Source organism: Hydrotalea sandarakina, from assembly GCF_003254115.1.
Taxonomy (GTDB): Bacteria; Bacteroidota; Bacteroidia; order Chitinophagales; family Chitinophagaceae; genus Hydrotalea; species Hydrotalea sandarakina.
Window position 1 is genome coordinate 38,683 of record NZ_QKZV01000006.1, and the last position, 18,269, is coordinate 56,951.

Below are 18,269 nucleotides of genomic sequence, written 5' to 3' on the forward strand. Positions count from 1 at the left end.
TGTTAATTTAAATAAGGATTCCACTTATTGCCAAATACCCAATTAGCATTAATAGCATCAGGTAACGGTGCCCCCTTTGCAGTTGCTAAATTATTTTTAAACCAACTGTAGTCGCCACCGGCTTTATGGCAGTTATAATAGTAAACTCTATATCCCCAACGAATAATATTGTTAGTAGGAACTAAATAAATAGGCTTATTAGCCATATTTTTAGCAAAAGAACAATTGATTAAATAAAATTGAGCATCCTTGTGAAAACGGCCCAACATAAATCCATCATAACCTTGAAAGAAACAATTTTTTAAAACTGTTTTGGCGTCTTCATTCGCAGAGCCATCGTGCCAAATACACGCAGGCCCTGTTGTGGCAACAAACGTGCAATTTTCAGCATAAGCCCAACCTCTTGGACAATAGAAATCAACTCCCCCCATCATTAAACAATCTTTAAAAAAGAACATTCCATCATTTACATTCCAGGGGCTAACAGTATCACCACCATAAGCTTTTAAAATGCAATTCAACACTTTTAAACGCGTTGTGGCAAATGTGCGTAAAGCCATTTGGTGACCATCTTTCTTAATTGTTTTTGAAAAGTTATTTAAACTATCATTTTCGCAAGAAACTACAGTAGTGTTATTATCAAATCCGTATGTATTTTGAATGGTTACATTTTCAATCGTAATATCACTACCACTGATGTTTACAGTTGCAACACCCCAATCATCATCATGTTTACAACGCCATAAATCTCTAGCTATGGCCTGGGTAATAATCGTAGTAGTTTTATTCTCCCCCAAAAATTGAATATTGTTTTTAGTTACATAAATTTTTTCTTCATAGGTTCCTGCATCTATTAAAATGACATGCTTATGATGAGCATTACTATCAATTGCATTGATAGCATCTTGAATGTTTTTAAAACATTGTGGTTTTGTTTTACTTACATGCAAAGTATCAACAGGTGCAGCAAACAACACATTGTTAAATGTGCTGCAAAACATGAGTAATAAAATGAAATATTTTATACTAACTTTTTCCATTTTTTACTTGTTGAATTAGCCATTGAATCCAATCTTCAGCGGCTACGTAATTATTAAATTGTTCAGGCAACTTTCTCCCATCAATAAACTCGTTGTATAACCAAGGATCACCGGTAACAAACACTGTACCCTTTCCATACTTTGTTACAGCCATTACCACTACTCCATTCTTTTTTAGAATAGCTTTTGCAGGATATTTTATAGAAATAGAACAAATACCCTTTTGATATATTAATTGAGCATTCGGTAATACCTCATTATTTTGGTGTACGTTTATTACGCCTTCCATCAATTGATTAGCAGAAAAGTGCTGATAACTATCTTCATTCACTTGAATACCAAATTGGCTTAGCAACAAATTCATGTGCTTAAATTCTGCATTGCCTTTATCATTATGCAAAACACATAAAACACCGCCCTTATTCACCCAATTCCTTAGAAAATTAGCTGCAGGCACATTCATAAAATTAGGATTGGGATTATCACCGGAATCATCCGCATCCACAATTAAATAAATACTATTGAGTGGCAAATTATTTTTGGATGGCATTTCAGCCAATTGTTTTGTAGTAACCCCATATTTTTGAAAAAGAAATTGCAAAGTTGAAAAACCGCCATTATTCATTTCATTCCATTTATAATGATAAGGCACTAAAGTTCCGGTTATATCAACTTTTTTTTCAGCATTAAAATAGTCATCCAACACAACAGTGATACCCTTACCCTTGTAAGAATGTTTATACAAAGCCATTTCAATGTCCATTAAAATAAAGGCACTAATTCCTTTGCTATCATTAGTAACTACAGGTTCACTACAATAATATTGATAACTCCCATCGCGATAAGGATTGCCGCCTAAACCACTTACTTTAACTGTATTAGTTAAAAAAACGGAATCATTTTTTTCAATAATAAAATTATTTACTATCCCTTCATAAGCTTTATTAATTACTGTTTTATATTTTTCATCAATCCATTTAAAACGTAATGCCTTTGCAATGGTGTAAGTGAACATACAACTAGCGGAAGATTCTACATAATTACCATTTTTGTTCGCATAATTCAAAACGTTCCACCATGTCCCGGTTTTAACATCTTGCACAGCTGCAACAGCTTTTACATAATCATTTAATAAACCTTTTAATGAGTCGTAATAAACATTATTAACTGGAAAATTTTCTAAAACATCAACCAATGCCATTCCATACCACCCCATTGCTCTTCCCCAAAAATTAGATGAGGTTCCGGTAGCGGGATTACTCCATTTTTCTTTATAATCTGCATCCCAAGCATGGTATAAAAGACCATTTTCTTTATTACGTGTTTTATGCGTGATTAGTAAAAATTGCTTAGCTATATCATTAAAATTTTCTGGTTGGTGAAAAGCAAGGGCATAACGTGTATAGAATGGCTGAGCCATATACATTCCATCTAACCACATTTGTTGTGGATAGCGAGCTTTGTGCCAAAAGCCGCCATCAGAAGTTCTGGGCTGCTGCATAAGTTGTTGATACAAGACTTGCACAGCATTGAAGTAATTTCTATTATCAGTTACCTGATAAAGCGATAAAAACACATTGCCCCCTAATATATTGTCGAGATTAAAATCATTGACTTTATACGTCTTTATTGTATGACCACTATCTAATAAATAGTTATTTGCAACATTTTGCACAAATTGAAAATATTTTCCTTCACCAGTATATTGCCATAAAGCCATTATAGCTTTTAACTGTATGGCATTTTCATAAGTCCATTTATCATTTAATGCTTTCTGGTTGGCAGTTGTGCAAACAACATTATTTGCAAACTTTTCAGACAAAATAATATTCCGGCAAAATACTTTTTGCAAAAAAAATAAGGTTAATAGAAATATTATTTTCGCCTTCATAACTATTCAGTAACAGTTACAACATTTGGCTCTGTGCCAAACCCTGTTTTAATTAACTGTAAAGCATTTTGCTTTGATATATTTTTAAATTGAATGTTTTTTGTGCGAGACCCTTGCAATTCAACCATCAATTCAGTTGGCTTATTGAAATTAAAATGATTGAACATGATATTCTCGGCATTCAATATATAAACCAGTGGCTTAGATAGCTTTGCAATTAGTGCGCAATTATTTATTTGAATGTTTTTGGCTTCTTCAATATCGATACCGGATTGGGTTTGCATGTGTAAATTGTTGAAAACAACATTTTGAACAGGCATTTCAGGAATACCTCTTATAAATATTGCTTTTGAAGCGCCATTACATACAATGTTGTTGATATAAAAATTTTTAAAGACGGGGGTAGCTTCTGTAATAGGTAAAACTTCAACTTTTGGGGGTGTTCTTTCTTCACCATATAAAGGCACCGGATCTTGCGCAGCATAATACATATCAAACAATACAGCTTCACCAATAATATCTTTCATATTAATATTGGCAGTATAAATATTTTCAACAACACCGCCCCTTCCCCTTACTGTTTTAAAACGCAAACCAATATCGGTACCCATAAAACTGCAATTACGTACATACAAATTTTTAGCACCACCACTCATTTCACTACCAATTACAAAACCACCATGTGCGTGATATACCACACAATTTTGTATTAATGCATTTTGCGTTGGCATATTCCTTTTTCTACCCGATGCATCGCGGCCACTTTTAATGCAAATTCCGTCATCACCTACATCAAATGTGCTGTTCTCCAATAACACGTTACTACAACTTTCAATGTCAATTCCATCACCGTTTTGTGCATACCAGGGGTTTTTAGCATACACATTACGAACAGTTAATTGATTACACATGAAAGGATGCAGGCACCAGGCAGGTGAATTTTGAAAAGTAACTCCTTCCAATAGAACATTAGTACAAGCAGTAAACACCAACAAATTTGGCCGTAAAAAAGCTTTAATGGAATCAAAGTCTGAAAGCTGCATACCTTCTTTCAAAACGCCCGCATTTTTTATTTGTGCACCACGATAAGTTTCAATGGTTGGATACCAAGTTTTTTTATCGTTACTTAACATACCACCACTATTAATTAATTTTTGCCATTGTGTAGTGGTGAGTTTATCTTTTTTTACCATCCGCCAAGCGTCGCCATTACCATCAATAATACCGCTTCCGGTTATGGCAATATTTACCGCATTATTTGCAGAAATGGGCGATTGATTTCGAGCTGCCGGTTGGCCTTCCCAGTTGCTTTCAATTAATTTGTAAGCACCATAATCAGCAGTAAATTGTAAAATAGCACCACGATTTATAAATAAGTTTACATTGCTTTTTAATTCAATAGGCCCTGTCATCCAGAAACCATTGGGCACTTCAACAACTCCACCGCCATTTTTATTACAGGCATTAATGGCATTTTGAATAAATTCAGTATTTAGTGTTTTTCCATCACTAACGGCACCAAACTGACGTATATTGAATGTATCTTTTGCAAAATGAGGCTCATAAACAATGGGTAATTCATATTCAAACTTGTTATCGAAACCGGATTTTAAAAGTGCATCTCTTAAAGGCAATTTCAATTCGTTAATGGCGGAACATACAAGCGAAGCCATATACTTGGCACCAAATGAAGAAAAATGCGTATCATCGTTTCTTCCGTTAATACAAGCATTATAATGGCGAGGGGGAATCCACAAATAAAGATTCTTTGAAGCTTCCGGGCCGAATTGACGTAACAAATTCTTACTTAAAGTAAATAAATCAATATAGGCTACACCCAAAGAATCAGCAACTGCTTTTACAACATCCGGATAATCGCCATGCATTTTTTCATCTACAAAACCATTCTGCAAAAATTTACGTCGAGCTACAGGACTTAATAAAACGGGAATTCCTTTTTTCTTTTTAACATCATTTACAAACCGGATTAAATTGTTCTTGTATGCACCTTGCGCATCGGCATATCTTTTAGGATCTTCTTTTTTTTCATCATTATGTCCAAATTGAATAAAAACATAATCACCCGGTTTAATTTGCTGTACAACGGCATCCCATTTACCTTCATCAATATAGCTTTTAGTACTACGTCCGTTTACAGCTTTATTTTCAACAACAATTGAATGATTAAAAAATTGCTGCAAATACATACCCCATCCCTTTTCCGGATTATCTTCCAAGGGTTTATTAGCCATGGTGGAATCGCCGACCAAAAAAATAGTGGTTTTATCGTCTTGCATTTTAAAACCGACCAAAGTGCATATAATAAAAAGGGCAAGCAGTTTATTCATTTCTTTCTGTTTATTCCGCAACAAAAAATCAGTTAAAAATTCATAAGGTATCAGTTAGTTTTTAAATGAAGTAAATATTGCTAAACATCCTTTTAAAAACATCCTTTTTACCTACCAAAAATCATAAGCGATGCTACAATTATATTCACGAATAATAAAGGTTTTGAAGAATTATTTTTACGCAATCGTTCCCGATATCGATAACAAAAATCAGAAGAAATTAGGCAAACATACCCTATAAAAATTTACACACCGATTTCATTTCAGGAAGTCGGAAAAAAAGAGTTTCTTTATAGTTATTAAATTTGAAACAGACCGATTATAAACATGTTAAATAGTGGATTATAATCATTGAACCTTTTCCTTATAACCAATATGAAATTTGAAGCTGTTACCATAAAAGACATTGCCAAAGCGTTAGGCTTATCCACCTCAACAGTTAGCCGGGCACTGCGCGACAGTTATGAAATTAGTGAGGAGACCAAACAACTTGTACTAAATTATGCCAAGGAAATAAACTACCGTCCTAATCCCATTGCATTAAGTTTAAAAGAAAAACGGAGTCGTTCTATAGGCATCATTGTATCTGAAATTGCCAATAGTTTCTTTTCGCAAGCTATTAATGGAATTGAATCGGTTGCACATTTACATGGCTATAATGTTATTATAACTCAAAGCAAAGAAAGTTATGAAAGAGAAATTGCCAATATACAATATTTATCAAGCAGATCAGTTGATGGATGCATTATTTCCGTTTCAGCAGAAACCAAGGATTATACTCATATTACAGAATTATATGAAAGAAATTTGCCTATTGTTTGTTTTGACAGGGTAATTGAGGCTTTAAATACATTTAAAGTTACTGTAAATAGTTTTGAAGGGGCATACAATGCAACCACACATTTAATAAAAAATGGGTTTAAAAAAATAGCTATGTTAAGTGGTTCATCAGTATTATCCATTAGTAAAGACAGATTATCCGGATACCGGCAAGCATTAATAGATAATGGCATTGAATTCAACGAAAATTATGTTGCCTATTGCCAACATGGTGGGTTAATTTATGAAGAAGTAGAAGCAGCGTTGAATTATTTATTAAACCTAAAACCTAAAACCGATGCCATTTTTGCAGGTGCAGATAAACTTACTACCAACTGTATGCGCTATTGTAAAGCACACCATATTGACATTCCGAAACAACTAGCCTTAATTGGTTTTAGTAATTTAGACTTTACTGATTTACTTTGTCCGCCTTTATCGGTAGTACGCCAACCGGCTTTCGAAATGGGACGCATTTCAGCAGAACTGCTCATAAAAATGATTGAAAGCAAACGCCCGATAACTGATTTTGAATCGAAAATATTACCGGCGGAAATTTACGCCAGAGCCTCTACTGAACCCATAAACACTAAGAAAAAAAATGAAAAATAATTACATAGTATTTAATGATTTAGAGGTTGCGGCACCCAACTGCCAAAAATGTTTTTTAATGTATAATTTTCTGCTTCCCTGGCAGACAATTGTTTTATCCATGCATAGCGATGCAGTGGATTAGCACCTGGCCCATAATTATTAAATTCTGCGAATCTTGCCGTTTTTTCATTTGCTGGATTTTTCCAGTTATTCCATCCTTGCGGAATAATATGTTTATCTATGTAACAATGAATATATGTTACGCTAGCATAAGGCTGCCAAGGTCGCCCCAATGAAACATGGTGTAAACTGCTATCAGCTAATAATGTGCAATTTCTGAAAACAAATCCATAGGGAATTTCACGAGGTGTAGATGCAGCAGTAACATGCGAGTTTTTTTTACTATAAATAGTACAACTGTCAAATACGGCAGTTCCAGGTCCAAAAATAAAATCGGTAGTTCCTTCAATGTAACAATTATGGTAATATTGTCTGCTGGCGGGACCACTGCAAAATAATACATCTTGAAAACCGGTTATTGCACAATTGTAAAATGCAGCTTTGTCGCCATAAACATAAAGGGCTACGGCCTGACCGGCATAAAATCCTGCATTATTTTCAAAATGAATATTTTGTGCGGTAAAATTTGAAGCATAAATAAAAAAGCTTGCCGATGTCCAGGTATTAATGGTATCACCATTGGGTAAATGCATGCCACTATGATTGTTATAGGAAACAACTACATCATTTTTGTTTTCGCCTACAAGCGATACAAATTGCTTTCCAGAATCTAATATCAATCGTTCTTTATATATTCCCTTTTTTACAAAAATGATAACAGGCTTTGAATTATTGCAAGGTATAGCATTGAATGCTTGCTGAATGGTAGTATAGTTGCCTGTACCATCTTGTGCAACCATAATTCTATTGTTTTGTGCTGATAAATGTATGCTTATAAAAAGTGTAAACAACAAAATAAAATTTATTTTCATAAAAACATTTTTAAATACAAAAGGCTACTGGGAACAGCAGCCTTTAAACGGTATAATCCAACTAACGAAACCACAACAAATTTTAATAACCCGGATTTTGCGTTAAATTGTAATTAGCATCACGAGCAGGCTGTGGAATAGGTAATAATTCCGATTTATTGGGTGTAAAGCCTGTAGCAAACCTTGCCAATGCTGTAGTTGAAATAGCACTACTTACCCAAGTAATTTTCGTTGTATTGGCGGGCGTAGCAGAAGGCGCAGGTTTGTACAAAGAATTTGCCCAAATAGTATAATCATCGCCGGTAGCTGTTTTATAATAATACATTGATTTGGGAAGATTAGCATAAATACCTGATGAATTGGACATGGCAGCTAGTGCATTTTTAGTGTTGGTAAGAACTGTGTTAATCAAATTCCAACGAATTAAATCGAACTTGCGAACCCCTTCACCACCCAACTCTAAAGAACGTTCTTTTACAATAGCATTAAAAAAGTCAGATTTACTTAAGCCGGCAGGCAAATCAACTGCCGCATTGGGTGTATTAATGGGTTTACCATATCCTCTTCTCCGCACCATATTAATGGCATTATAAGCAGCAGCGGTAGGACCGTTTAACTCATTTTCCGTTTCAGCAAACATTAGCAAAACATCGGAATAACGCAATATTTGCCATTTCAAACCTAAATACTGAGTTTTATCATTTGGTGAAATAACAGGATTACTAATCCAATCACGGCGATATTTTCCATCATTAATTGCAGTAATGGTTTGTCCTGTTTTAGTTATACCATCAGCATTTACAATATAGGGTGCACAAGTAACATCGCGCCGCAAATCAGTTGAATCAAATAAGTAAAAATAAGTAGGAAGAATATTGATGGCTTTGTTACCATTACCATTAACAGTAGGCCCATCATAATATCCTAATTTACTGTCGGCGGTACCATTGGCACCAACTGCTGAAACCTGAAACATTAATTCACCATCTGGATCACTAACCGCACGGGCACAAACATAGTTTTTAAATAGGTTTTTAAAACTTGGGTTCAAATTGTGTTGTCCAGAAGTAATAATATCATTACATTCATCGTGTGCCATTTGGTAATAAGTTAAATAATCAGCACTTCTTTCCATAACTCCTGAAGTGTTTCGCAACGAGTAACCACCTCTGAATAATGCAATTCTTGCTCTTAATCCTTTTACGGTTCCCTTGGTAATTCGCTCATCTATCGGATCACCAATAGATGCTAAATCGTTTCTCCAAGGAACCAAATCTTCAGCAGTTTTTAAATCAGCTAAAATTCTGTCATATAAGGAATCTCTATTTACCCTTACAGGGAAAGGATTGGCACCTGCTACTTGTGAAGCCGGTTGAAAATCAGCAGGTAAATCGCCCCAATTTCGAATCGCTTCAAAATAAAATTGTGCTCTAAGTGTTAATGCCTCGCCCAACATTCTTTGCAATTCCTTCTTCTCTTGATCTGTTCCGTTATTGTACTGCGACATATTTGGAATATTGTATATGCAAATATTCGCAAATTCAATACCACGGAACAATTGTTGGAAAGGGCTATTTAATTGTGCATTTCCCGGTGTAGCTTGATATCGTGCAATATCTCGACGGTCGTTATCAGGATTTCCCGTAGGTCCTTGGGTTTCATCATTATCAACTGTATAATACAAACTCAGACGAATACCATAACCTTGGTCACCGGAAAGCTGGGCATATACACCTGCTAAAGCCTGATAAGCATGTGGCACATCACTAAATACCACATTCGTACCATATGAAGTAATGGGCATTTGATTTAAGAACTTTTTACAGGAAACCAAGAATATGGTTGTCATTACCAATGATGACAATATAACCCGGTTATAAAATGATTTTATTTGCATAATTGAAGCAATTTTAATTTTACAAATCATTAAAAAATTACGTTTACACCAAAAATGTAAGTTTTGCTTTTAGGAAAGGCAGAATAGTCTAACCCGGGTGTAGTTAAATTCTGACTAACACTTACTTCGGGGTCGTAGCCTGAATAACCGGTTAGAATAGCCACATTATTCAATGTAGTATAAAATCTTAATCTGTTAATTTTCAGTTTCCGTAAAGCTTTGGGTGCTAAAGTATAACCTAAGGTAATGTTATTGATTCTCAAAAAAGATCCATCTTCAATAGCCCAAGAGTGTAAGTAAAATGCACCACTACTAATTAAAGGACTCCAAATTTTGGCATTAGCATTCAAGGCTGCTAATTGCGTAGGGTCTTTAACGGTATTACCATTGGCATCAATATTTGTAAATCTATTATCCATAATCGCTAACAAGTTTGAATTTGGAACATATCCATTTGAAAATTCAATCTTATTGGCATTGTAAACACTATTTCCATATACAAAATTGACGAAGATGCTCATGTCGAAATTTTTGTAGCTAAACTGTTGATTAAGACCACCGAAAAATTTGGGTTGAGACGTTCCTAAAATCTTTCTATCATGATCTAAATCAACCACACCATCACCATTCAAATCTTTCAATTTTAAACTACCGGGTTGTGGATTTCCAATAATGCTGGCATCACTTACAACTCCTTGTTTTAAAGTGTAGGTTTGTGTGGTAGGATTATAATCAAAGTCGCTTACCTTATAAAAACCATCCGTAACAAATCCATACATAGCTCCAACAGGTGCACCCACTTGGATAATATAATCAGCCGGTTGACCGGAAACACCCCATCCTGCACTTTGCAAGAAAGAAGTTTGTCCTTTTGCTAAAGCAACTACCCTATTTTGATTAAATGAAAGATTGAAGTTGGCATTCCAAGTAAAGTTCTTTTTTTGCACAACCAAGCTGCTTATCTGAAATTCAACACCTTTATTGGTTGTTTTGCCTACATTTTGTAATTGAGTTGAATAACCATAAGTAGAAGCAACAGGTACATTCAGTAAAAGATTTTTTGTAGAATTTGAATAGTAATCAACAGTAAATTGTATTCTGTCATTAAATAAAGATAAGTCTAAACCTAAATTTCTGTTAATCGTTGTTTCCCATTTTAAATAAGGATTTACTAAGCTGGCAGAAGTATATGCATAAATGGTTTGATTGTTAATACCATAATAGTTTACATTATTATTAAATGCATCTAAGTATAAATAATCGGCTATACGATTATTACCTACGGCACCATATCCAACACGCAATTTCATGTCGTTAATAAACTTCACGGTTTTCATGAATTTTTCTTTTTTAACACGCCAGGCTGCAGATGCTGCCGGGAAATAGCCCCAACGCATATCCGGTGCAAATTTGGATGAGGCATCAGCCCGCATGTTAACCGAGAATAAATACTTTTGTAAATAAGCATAGTTAATACGACCGAAAAACGACAATGAGGTATAATTAGTAATAATTTGCTTGGGGTACCCCGTAAAACTTGTTCCTAAGCTTAAATCGGTGAAAGCTTTATTAATGGGGGTAAATGTGGGAATACTTTTGAATAAATTATATTCTGACTCTGTTCTTACTTGATAAGTTTCTTGCCCCAACAAAAAATCAATATCATGCTTGCCCTTTAAATTTTTTAAAGAGTAGGTGAATACATTAGAATTGTTGATAGATGTACGGTTAATGGTATCTAATTCCACTACAGGTTTTGCTCCGCCTTGAATAATTGATAAAGGGCTGATTGAATCGCTATATTGGCGATTAATGTAATGGTTATAGTCATAACCAAATGTTGTACGGAAGGTTAAGTTTTTGGTAATTTGATAACTTGCATAGCCTGAAAAATTAAATCCATCCGTGGTTTTCTTTCTATATTCTGCATTAGATAGTGCTATAGGATTTACAAGAAACAAACCATTGCCTGTGCTATTATCCACTAAACTTGGGTCAATTACGTCAGGCGAAGTAATGTTTGGCGAAAGAAAAGGACGATATTTAACTGTATTACGCAAACGGTTATACGTTGATCCATTTGGTGAAGAGGTACCTGCCCCATAAACATTTTGATTCAAATAACGTAATGTACCACCTACTTTAATTTTTTTACCAATGCGTTGGTCAACTCGCAGATTAATAATGTTACGATAGTATTTAGAATTTAAAACAGTTGTAATATCAGTATTATTGGTATAACTTAAATTAAAAGTTGTTTTACTGTTACCCCCGTTCACACTTACATTATTGGTTTGCAACATACCATTTCTGCCTAAAACTAATTTTTGCCAATCAACAGGAGGAATTGATTTATAAACTGAAAGAGTGTCCCAAGTAGTTCCATATGTTTTCGCAAAAGTGGCACTATCTGTTGTATTATTACGTGAGCGTTCATAATTCCAACGAATAAATTCCCAGGGGCTCATTACAGGTAACTCTTTAGCCAATTTTTCCAACCCAACAAAACCATTATAGGACATACGCAGCTTGCCCTGTCTGCCTCCTTTGGTGGTAATGATTACAACACCATTAGCACCTCTGGCACCATAAATAGCAGTTGCTGCTGCATCTTTCAATACATCAATACTTTGAATATCTTGTGGCGCCAAGGTTGCCAATGCATTTTCAACTTGCACTCCATCAACAATATATAAAGGTGAATTATCTTGCGTAATAGAACCGCCACCACGAACCCGAATGGTAATATTGGCATCGGGCGAACCCTCTGAACTGGTTATTTGTACGCCGGCCAATCTACCGGCCAATGCTTCTGCAGCAGAGTTTATGGGAATATCTTTTAAATCTTTGGCACCTACTGAGGAAACGGAAGCTAATAAATCTTTTCTTTTTACCGACTGGTAGCCAATTACTACTACTTCATTCCCCACATCATTGGTACGGCTAAGCTTTACATTCACCATACCGGTGGCTTTAGCCTCAATAGTTTGAGAAGTGTAACCTACATAGCTAATTACCAAATTGTACTTATTTTCATTGTTGGGTATTGGTAATGTAAAATCGCCGTTTTTATCCGTTTGAACACCTTTCTTAGAGCCGGCAATCATTACTGAAGCACCAACCAAGGGTTCATTGTTTTCACCGGAAACATGGCCTTTAATAAATTTACCTGATGTTTGTGCGGAAACACTAAACCATACAGTTAACAGCATACAAACTAATGCAGCAAGTTTTTTCATAAAGCAATTTGTTTTTCCTTGTAACAAATAAATAAGCATTATCAATATGCTTACTTAGCAATCGTATAGCACATTTGGCACTTCAATGCTAAATAGATATTTCGTATTAGCATAGCATTAACAATATTTTTTTTACGCAAACGTTCCCGATAACGATGGAGTTCGTAACATAAATTCATTAAATTTAATATTCATTCAATATTGTTGTAATTGCACTTATTCTGTTAATTTTAATATAAACCAAAAACCATGGAAAGCTTTTTTACCGATGTTACAATTAGATGGAGCGATTTAGATCCGAATTTTCACGTAAGGCATAGTGTTTATTATGATTGGGGTGCTTACGCAAGAATGAATTTTCTTACTCATGCAGGCATTAGTCTTTCTTTATTAATGCAACATCGCATTGGAGTTATCTTATTAAGAGAAGAAGCTATTTTCAAAAAAGAAATTCATTATAATGATACAGTAAAAATCTCCATTAAAATGCGCAGTATAACTGCTAGTGGCGATAGATGGTATTTACAGCACGAAATACATAACAGCAATGGAATGATACATGCCATCATAAATATTGATGGTGCATGGATGGATACGGAAAAAAGAAAATTAGTAGCACCACCGACATCATTTCAGGAAATGTTTTTAACTATTCCCAAAACGGAGGAGTTTAAAATAATATGAGTTTACATTTTAGAAATTGCCAATTCTAATCCACGCAATTCTGCCAATCCCCTTAATCGGCCAATGGCTGAATAACCGGGATAAGTTTTTTTATGCAAGTCATCTAACATTTGGTGGCCGTGATCAGGACGCATGGGAATACCTACTTTCCTATGTTGCATGATTTGCCAAATTGTTTTTACAACCTCAAACATATTTACGTCGCCTTCTAAATGATTGGCTTCATAAAAATTACCATCGGCATCACGCTTTGTGCTGCGTAAATGCAAAAAATGAATATGATTGGCAAATCGTTTTAACATGGCTACCAAATCGTTATCGGGGCGTACACCTAAAGATCCTGTACAAAAACACAATCCATTTGCCGGCGAAGGTGCTGCTTGAAGAATGGCAACTAAATCTTCTTCAGTGCTTACAATGCGAGGTAAGCCCAACAATGAATAAGGTGGATCATCCGGATGAATAGCCATTTTTAATCCGGCCGCTTCAGCTACGGGTACCACTTGTTGTAAAAAATAAAATAAATTTTGTTGTAATTGTTCTGCATCAATTGCCTTATACTCGTTTAATGCCTGTAAAATTTCATTAGGCGTAAAACTAACCTCACTTCCCGGCAAACCCAATAATGCGTTGTTATAAAGAATTTCTCTCTCCTCTTCTGTCATGGATTGATAATATTCCCATGCTTTTGCTTTTTCCTCGGCACTGTATTCAACATTAGCAGCAGGCCGCTTTAACATATATAAATCAAAAGCCATAAATGCTTTTCTGTTAAAATACAGGGCTTTACTGCCATCGGGCATTGGATAATTAACGTTGGTGCGCATCCAGTCCAGAATGGGCATGAAGTTATAGGTAATTACTTCCAAACCACAAACAGCTAAATTTTTTAAACTTGTTTGATAGTTTTCAATGTATTGATGAAAATTCCCTTTTTGTTTTTTTATGTCTTCATGAACGGGTAAACTTTCCACAACTTTCCAATGCAAGCCAACTGCTTCTATCATTTTCTTTCGTTCAGTAATAGCATCTACACTCCACACATCACCAACCGGTATTTGGTGTAAGGCAGTTACCACACCACTACATCCTGCTTGTTTAATATCCATTAAGCTAACCGGATCGTTAGGGCCAAACCAACGCATGGTTTGCTGCATAAAATATTTATCATTCATCATACATATAATTTCATGTTATAAAATTTGCCGGTGAAGAATCACCGGCAATAACTAAACAACTGCTTATGCAAATTAAAAACAGAATTTGAAATGGGGGTATATAATTCAATTAAATTCAGAATCAATCAATTATTATTGTTGTGCCTTCAAAGCTTTTAGTATTCCCGTATAAGCAGGTTTTTTAGCAAAATTAGCATTGAACAATAAGGGATAATCAACTTTGTTTTGAGTTGTAACAATCCAGCTTTCAGGATCATCTACACCCCATACAGTAATGCCATACCGTTGTGCTTTGGGAATATATTTTAAATAAGAATTTACAACATAATTATACATGTCAGCCTGGTATCCGTAAAACAATTGGTTCGGTGTAAATCCGGTTTTATCATTAGGATTAATTCTTACATCCAATTCAGAAATACGAATTAATAAACCCGTTGCTGCCAATTTTTGGAACATTGCATCAATACCTGCATAAGTGGTATTCCATGCTATATGCATTTGTGTACCTATACCATCAACTTTTGCTCCATTGGCCTTCAAGAATTTTACATACGATATTAATGAATCAAGTTTAACTGAATTAGATTCTAAACTATAATCATTAATAAACAACAAAGCATTAGGATCGGCCGCTTGTGCATATTGAAATGCATGTAGCGCATAATTATTACCCAGGTAATTAGACCATACCAAAACATCAGAGCCGGTTGTAGAAGTATTACTATTATTGCGCAGGGTACCATTATCAGCAAATAATTCATTAATTACATCCCAAGCTTTAACTACGCCTTTATAACGTGTTACGGTATTTGTTATGAAATTATATAAGGCTGAATCTAATTTTACTGCAATTTGTGCACCCGAAGGGGCAGCAATTACCTGCTTCACACTTGCATCATCTATATAATAGGTGTTTGCTGCCTGACCCATATCAAACAATATACGAGTTTGAGGAGAATTGGCAGTAATTGTCCAGGTAACTAATTGCCAACTAGTACCGATGTTCTGATCGGCCTGATATTGTGCAGAACCACCGCCGCTGGTTTGCGTTGATAAACGAATAGATCCGCCGGGAGCAGCTGCATAAACCCAATAAGAAATAATGTATTGTTGCCCAACTACAGTATTAAACAAATCACTGGCCACCTGTACCTTCCATTGATTACCGGGGTTTGCAACCGGATTAACTACCATCATAGCTCTGGTTCCGCTATGTACCTGACTGGGTGTTGTAGTAACCGATACTGTTGCACCATTGGAAGCATTGTAGGTACTCCAATTACTAAAAGTAGTAGCAGTTCCTAACTCGAATCCGGGATTAGCTAATAATTCAGTAGCGGCAGGAATGGTGATTCCGGCATAATTTTTCAAATAAGTGGCATTTTGGTTTTGATGCCATCCTAACGTATGCCCATATATTTGTAAGCCTGCACTTACGCATTTATTAACCAATGCATCAGTATTGGTGTAATTTAAACTACCATCATTTTGTACAATAGCTCCATGTTTCATTTGGTAAGTAAAAGTTACACTTGTGGCTTCACGAGTTACAGTACCCGAATAAATTGGGTTGTTCATCATAGGCGTATAATCAATAGCTAGTCCAAAAGGAAAGCCGTCGGCCGTTGCTGCATCTTTTATTAAGGTTGAAGTATCGGTGTAGTTACCCGTATTCATGATACCAACCTCCATTTTTTTACACCCCACTAATGCAGTGTAACAACTTAATGGTGCAAGTAAATAAAGAAATATCTTTTTCATAAATAATTTTTTACATTTATTAATTAATAACCCGGGTTTTGATATTGCGCCCTATTATTATCGGCGGTAGCATTTAACTGACTTTGGGGAATGGGTCGTAGCGAATGGAATGGTTGAATTTTAGCAGCGCCGTCAGGATTGTATAATTTTACTCTTTCAATTAATTTTCCACGCATTGCTAAATCAGGCCAACGTAAACTTTCACCACAAAGCTCACGGGTACGTTCATCTAAAATAAAATCAAGAGTAACTTGTGATGCATTGATATCCATTGCTGCAACACGAGTCGCTAAATCAGATGCAGATAAACCCGGACGATAAGCAGCCCTTTCTCTAATTACATTTAATAAAGTAACTGCCTGATTAATATTACCGATTTGGAATGCTGCTTCAGCTGCCAGTAAATACATTTCAGACAACTTAGCTACCGGGAAAGGTCTTCCGCCTTGATCATTTGCCTGCTGTTTCTTGCTGTCTTCATATTTACTTAATGAGGGATAAATATTTTGTGTCGTTGTACCGCCAATAATATAAAACTCTCTTGGCGCAATAACTCTGTATGGTTTTGGAATTGCATTCATGGAATCGGCCATTGCATTTGTATAGGCTAATACAAAAGCAGTATCGCCAACATTAAATCCACCACCGGCTTGTGTAGCTAACCAAACGGTTCTAAAACTACCATCATAACGGCTGTCATTGTATTTATCTGCAAATGCTACATTATACAACCAAGCTGTTGGGCAAAATCTTCTGATGGGCCTTCCATATAATTGTGTTCTTGTTGCGCAAGGCGCGGTAGAAGAACTAGCTGTAGGAGATTTTACGCTGGTATAATCAGGGGTAAAATCATTACTCGCATCAACACCTTTGCCACCACCAATACTAGAGGGATTGCCTACCTCATTGTCATTGTTATCACCGGGAATTCTTTCAACTGAATATAAAATTTCAGGATTATATTCATTACCTTGTTTATTAACATCAGCAAAATTTTGTAACAATGATGTACCATATTTAGCCTGATTATTGATTACTTCCATTGCGGCATTGTATGCATTTTGAAAATCGGAACTTTGTTTTGCCGCTGAATATCCTCTAAAAATATAGGTACGAGCCAACATTAAATAGGCTGCGGCTTTTGATAAAACAAAAGCATTAGCCGGACGTTGATCGGGCAAATATTGAGTTGCATAAGTAAAATCATTAATCATTGCTTGATAATCTTTTACCAACAAATCGGCTGTGGGTAAGCGATTAAATCCTTGATAGGGTTTAGAATTAAAATGTAAATCACCTGACCCTAAATCTAATGGCACAGCTCCAAATTGTTCAACCAATAACAAATAATACAAACCTCTTAAAAATCTTGCTTGTGCAACAATGGTATTCCGTAAGGTAGAATCCATATTTACCCCCGGCGCAAAATCAACCACAGCATTAGCCAAATTAATATTTGAATAATTTCTGTTCCAAGGTGTTAAAATAGCACCATTCGAAGCATCTAAAGTATAATTTCCCAATGTTAAGTAGTCGGCTGTTCCACCTGCACCCGTACGAGGTTGATCGGCATAAGTCCATTCATCAGTACCGTCGCAAGTAATCCCTACAGCACCTTCCGGACCATAATTAAATCGCATACCCGAATACAATGCATTAACTGCACTTTGTAATCCTGTCGGAGATTTAAAATAATCAACAGTAAATACAGTATATGGATGTTCCTGTAATTTTTTACTACATCCACTGCTAATTAATACGAGCATAAAAGCAGCTGAAGCAAAATATAATTTATTTGAAATTTTCATACAATAAATTTTAAA

11 protein-coding genes are annotated in these 18,269 nt (G+C 35.4%); 2 read left to right on the top strand and 9 right to left on the bottom strand.

All coding sequences use genetic code 11. From position 1 onward, the window contains the following. Nucleotides 1-2 precede the first annotated feature (2 nt). Genes LX80_RS09815 through LX80_RS09825 form a run of 3 tightly spaced genes read right to left on the bottom strand, consistent with a single transcriptional unit; the run spans nt 3 to nt 5,279 of the window. Nucleotides 3-1,040 (bottom strand): pectinesterase family protein, encoded by a 1,038-nt coding sequence (locus tag LX80_RS09815; protein WP_111295776.1) that lies wholly within the window; start codon nt 1,038-1,040, stop codon nt 3-5. Next, nucleotides 1,027-2,892 carry a glycoside hydrolase family 88/105 protein gene (locus tag LX80_RS09820; RefSeq protein ID WP_170120435.1) on the bottom strand — a complete coding sequence of 622 codons (1,866 nt, stop codon included), beginning with the start codon at nt 2,890-2,892 and terminating at the stop codon, nt 1,027-1,029. Before LX80_RS09820 ends, LX80_RS09815 begins: the two co-directional genes overlap by 14 nt. Nucleotides 2,893-2,933: 41 nt before the next feature. Next, a complete protein-coding gene (locus tag LX80_RS09825) occupies nt 2,934-5,279 on the bottom strand; it encodes a glycosyl hydrolase family 28 protein (protein WP_211307744.1) in 2,346 nt (781 codons plus the stop codon). A gap of 375 nt (nt 5,280-5,654) precedes the next feature. Here LX80_RS09825 and LX80_RS09830 point away from each other — a divergent pair, with 375 nt between their 5' ends. Beyond that, entirely contained in the window at nt 5,655-6,710 is a 1,056-nt protein-coding gene (locus LX80_RS09830; RefSeq protein ID WP_111295780.1) for a LacI family DNA-binding transcriptional regulator, read from the top strand. A gap of 11 nt (nt 6,711-6,721) precedes the next feature. On the opposite strand, the gene LX80_RS09835 is transcribed toward LX80_RS09830, so the two are convergent. The 3 genes from LX80_RS09835 to LX80_RS09845 all read right to left on the bottom strand — a co-directional run bounded on the left by LX80_RS09835 (nt 6,722) and on the right by LX80_RS09845 (nt 12,820). Beyond that, nucleotides 6,722-7,684, bottom strand: a complete 963-nt coding sequence (locus tag LX80_RS09835) for a pectinesterase family protein (RefSeq protein ID WP_111295782.1) — start codon at nt 7,682-7,684, stop codon at nt 6,722-6,724. 82 nt (nt 7,685-7,766) lie between these two features. Continuing rightward, nucleotides 7,767-9,581: a RagB/SusD family nutrient uptake outer membrane protein gene (locus tag LX80_RS09840; RefSeq protein WP_111296209.1), complete on the bottom strand. Its 1,815-nt coding sequence runs from the start codon at nt 9,579-9,581 to the stop codon at nt 7,767-7,769. A 29-nt stretch (nt 9,582-9,610) separates the two neighbouring features. After that, the gene (locus tag LX80_RS09845) at nt 9,611-12,820 is read right to left on the bottom strand and encodes a SusC/RagA family TonB-linked outer membrane protein (protein WP_111296211.1); all 3,210 of its coding nucleotides are present in this window, start codon (nt 12,818-12,820) and stop codon (nt 9,611-9,613) included. A gap of 249 nt (nt 12,821-13,069) precedes the next feature. On the opposite strand from LX80_RS09845, the gene LX80_RS09850 reads away from it, so the two are divergent. Continuing rightward, nucleotides 13,070-13,504 (top strand): acyl-CoA thioesterase, encoded by a 435-nt coding sequence (locus LX80_RS09850; protein ID WP_111295784.1) that lies wholly within the window; start codon nt 13,070-13,072, stop codon nt 13,502-13,504. A 2-nt stretch (nt 13,505-13,506) separates the two neighbouring features. Here the strand turns inward: LX80_RS09850 and uxuA are convergent, their stop codons facing one another. The 3 genes from uxuA to LX80_RS09865 all read right to left on the bottom strand — a co-directional run bounded on the left by uxuA (nt 13,507) and on the right by LX80_RS09865 (nt 18,254). Beyond that, complete coding sequence (gene uxuA / locus LX80_RS09855; protein ID WP_245898035.1) at nt 13,507-14,682, bottom strand: mannonate dehydratase; 1,176 nt, start codon at nt 14,680-14,682, stop codon at nt 13,507-13,509. Between the two features lie 132 nt (nt 14,683-14,814). Further along, nucleotides 14,815-16,446, bottom strand: coding sequence for an endo-1,4-beta-xylanase (locus LX80_RS09860; protein WP_111295786.1), 1,632 nt, complete (start codon nt 16,444-16,446; stop codon nt 14,815-14,817). Nucleotides 16,447-16,469: 23 nt separating this feature from the next. Continuing rightward, nucleotides 16,470-18,254 (bottom strand): RagB/SusD family nutrient uptake outer membrane protein, encoded by a 1,785-nt coding sequence (locus LX80_RS09865; RefSeq protein WP_111295788.1) that lies wholly within the window; start codon nt 18,252-18,254, stop codon nt 16,470-16,472. Nucleotides 18,255-18,269 lie beyond the last annotated feature (15 nt).

Coding starts and splice junctions, on each gene's coding strand:
- LX80_RS09850 (WP_111295784.1), top strand. CDS start 13,070: ATGGAAAGCTTTTTTACCGATGTTACAATTAGATGGAGCGATTTAGAT.
- LX80_RS09865 (WP_111295788.1), bottom strand. CDS start 18,254: ATGAAAATTTCAAATAAATTATATTTTGCTTCAGCTGCTTTTATGCTC.
- LX80_RS09815 (WP_111295776.1), bottom strand. CDS start 1,040: ATGGAAAAAGTTAGTATAAAATATTTCATTTTATTACTCATGTTTTGC.
- LX80_RS09835 (WP_111295782.1), bottom strand. CDS start 7,684: ATGAAAATAAATTTTATTTTGTTGTTTACACTTTTTATAAGCATACAT.
- LX80_RS09830 (WP_111295780.1), top strand. CDS start 5,655: ATGAAATTTGAAGCTGTTACCATAAAAGACATTGCCAAAGCGTTAGGC.
- LX80_RS09840 (WP_111296209.1), bottom strand. CDS start 9,581: ATGCAAATAAAATCATTTTATAACCGGGTTATATTGTCATCATTGGTA.
- uxuA (WP_245898035.1), bottom strand. CDS start 14,682: ATGATGAATGATAAATATTTTATGCAGCAAACCATGCGTTGGTTTGGC.
- LX80_RS09860 (WP_111295786.1), bottom strand. CDS start 16,446: ATGAAAAAGATATTTCTTTATTTACTTGCACCATTAAGTTGTTACACT.
- LX80_RS09825 (WP_211307744.1), bottom strand. CDS start 5,279: ATGAATAAACTGCTTGCCCTTTTTATTATATGCACTTTGGTCGGTTTT.
- LX80_RS09845 (WP_111296211.1), bottom strand. CDS start 12,820: ATGAAAAAACTTGCTGCATTAGTTTGTATGCTGTTAACTGTATGGTTT.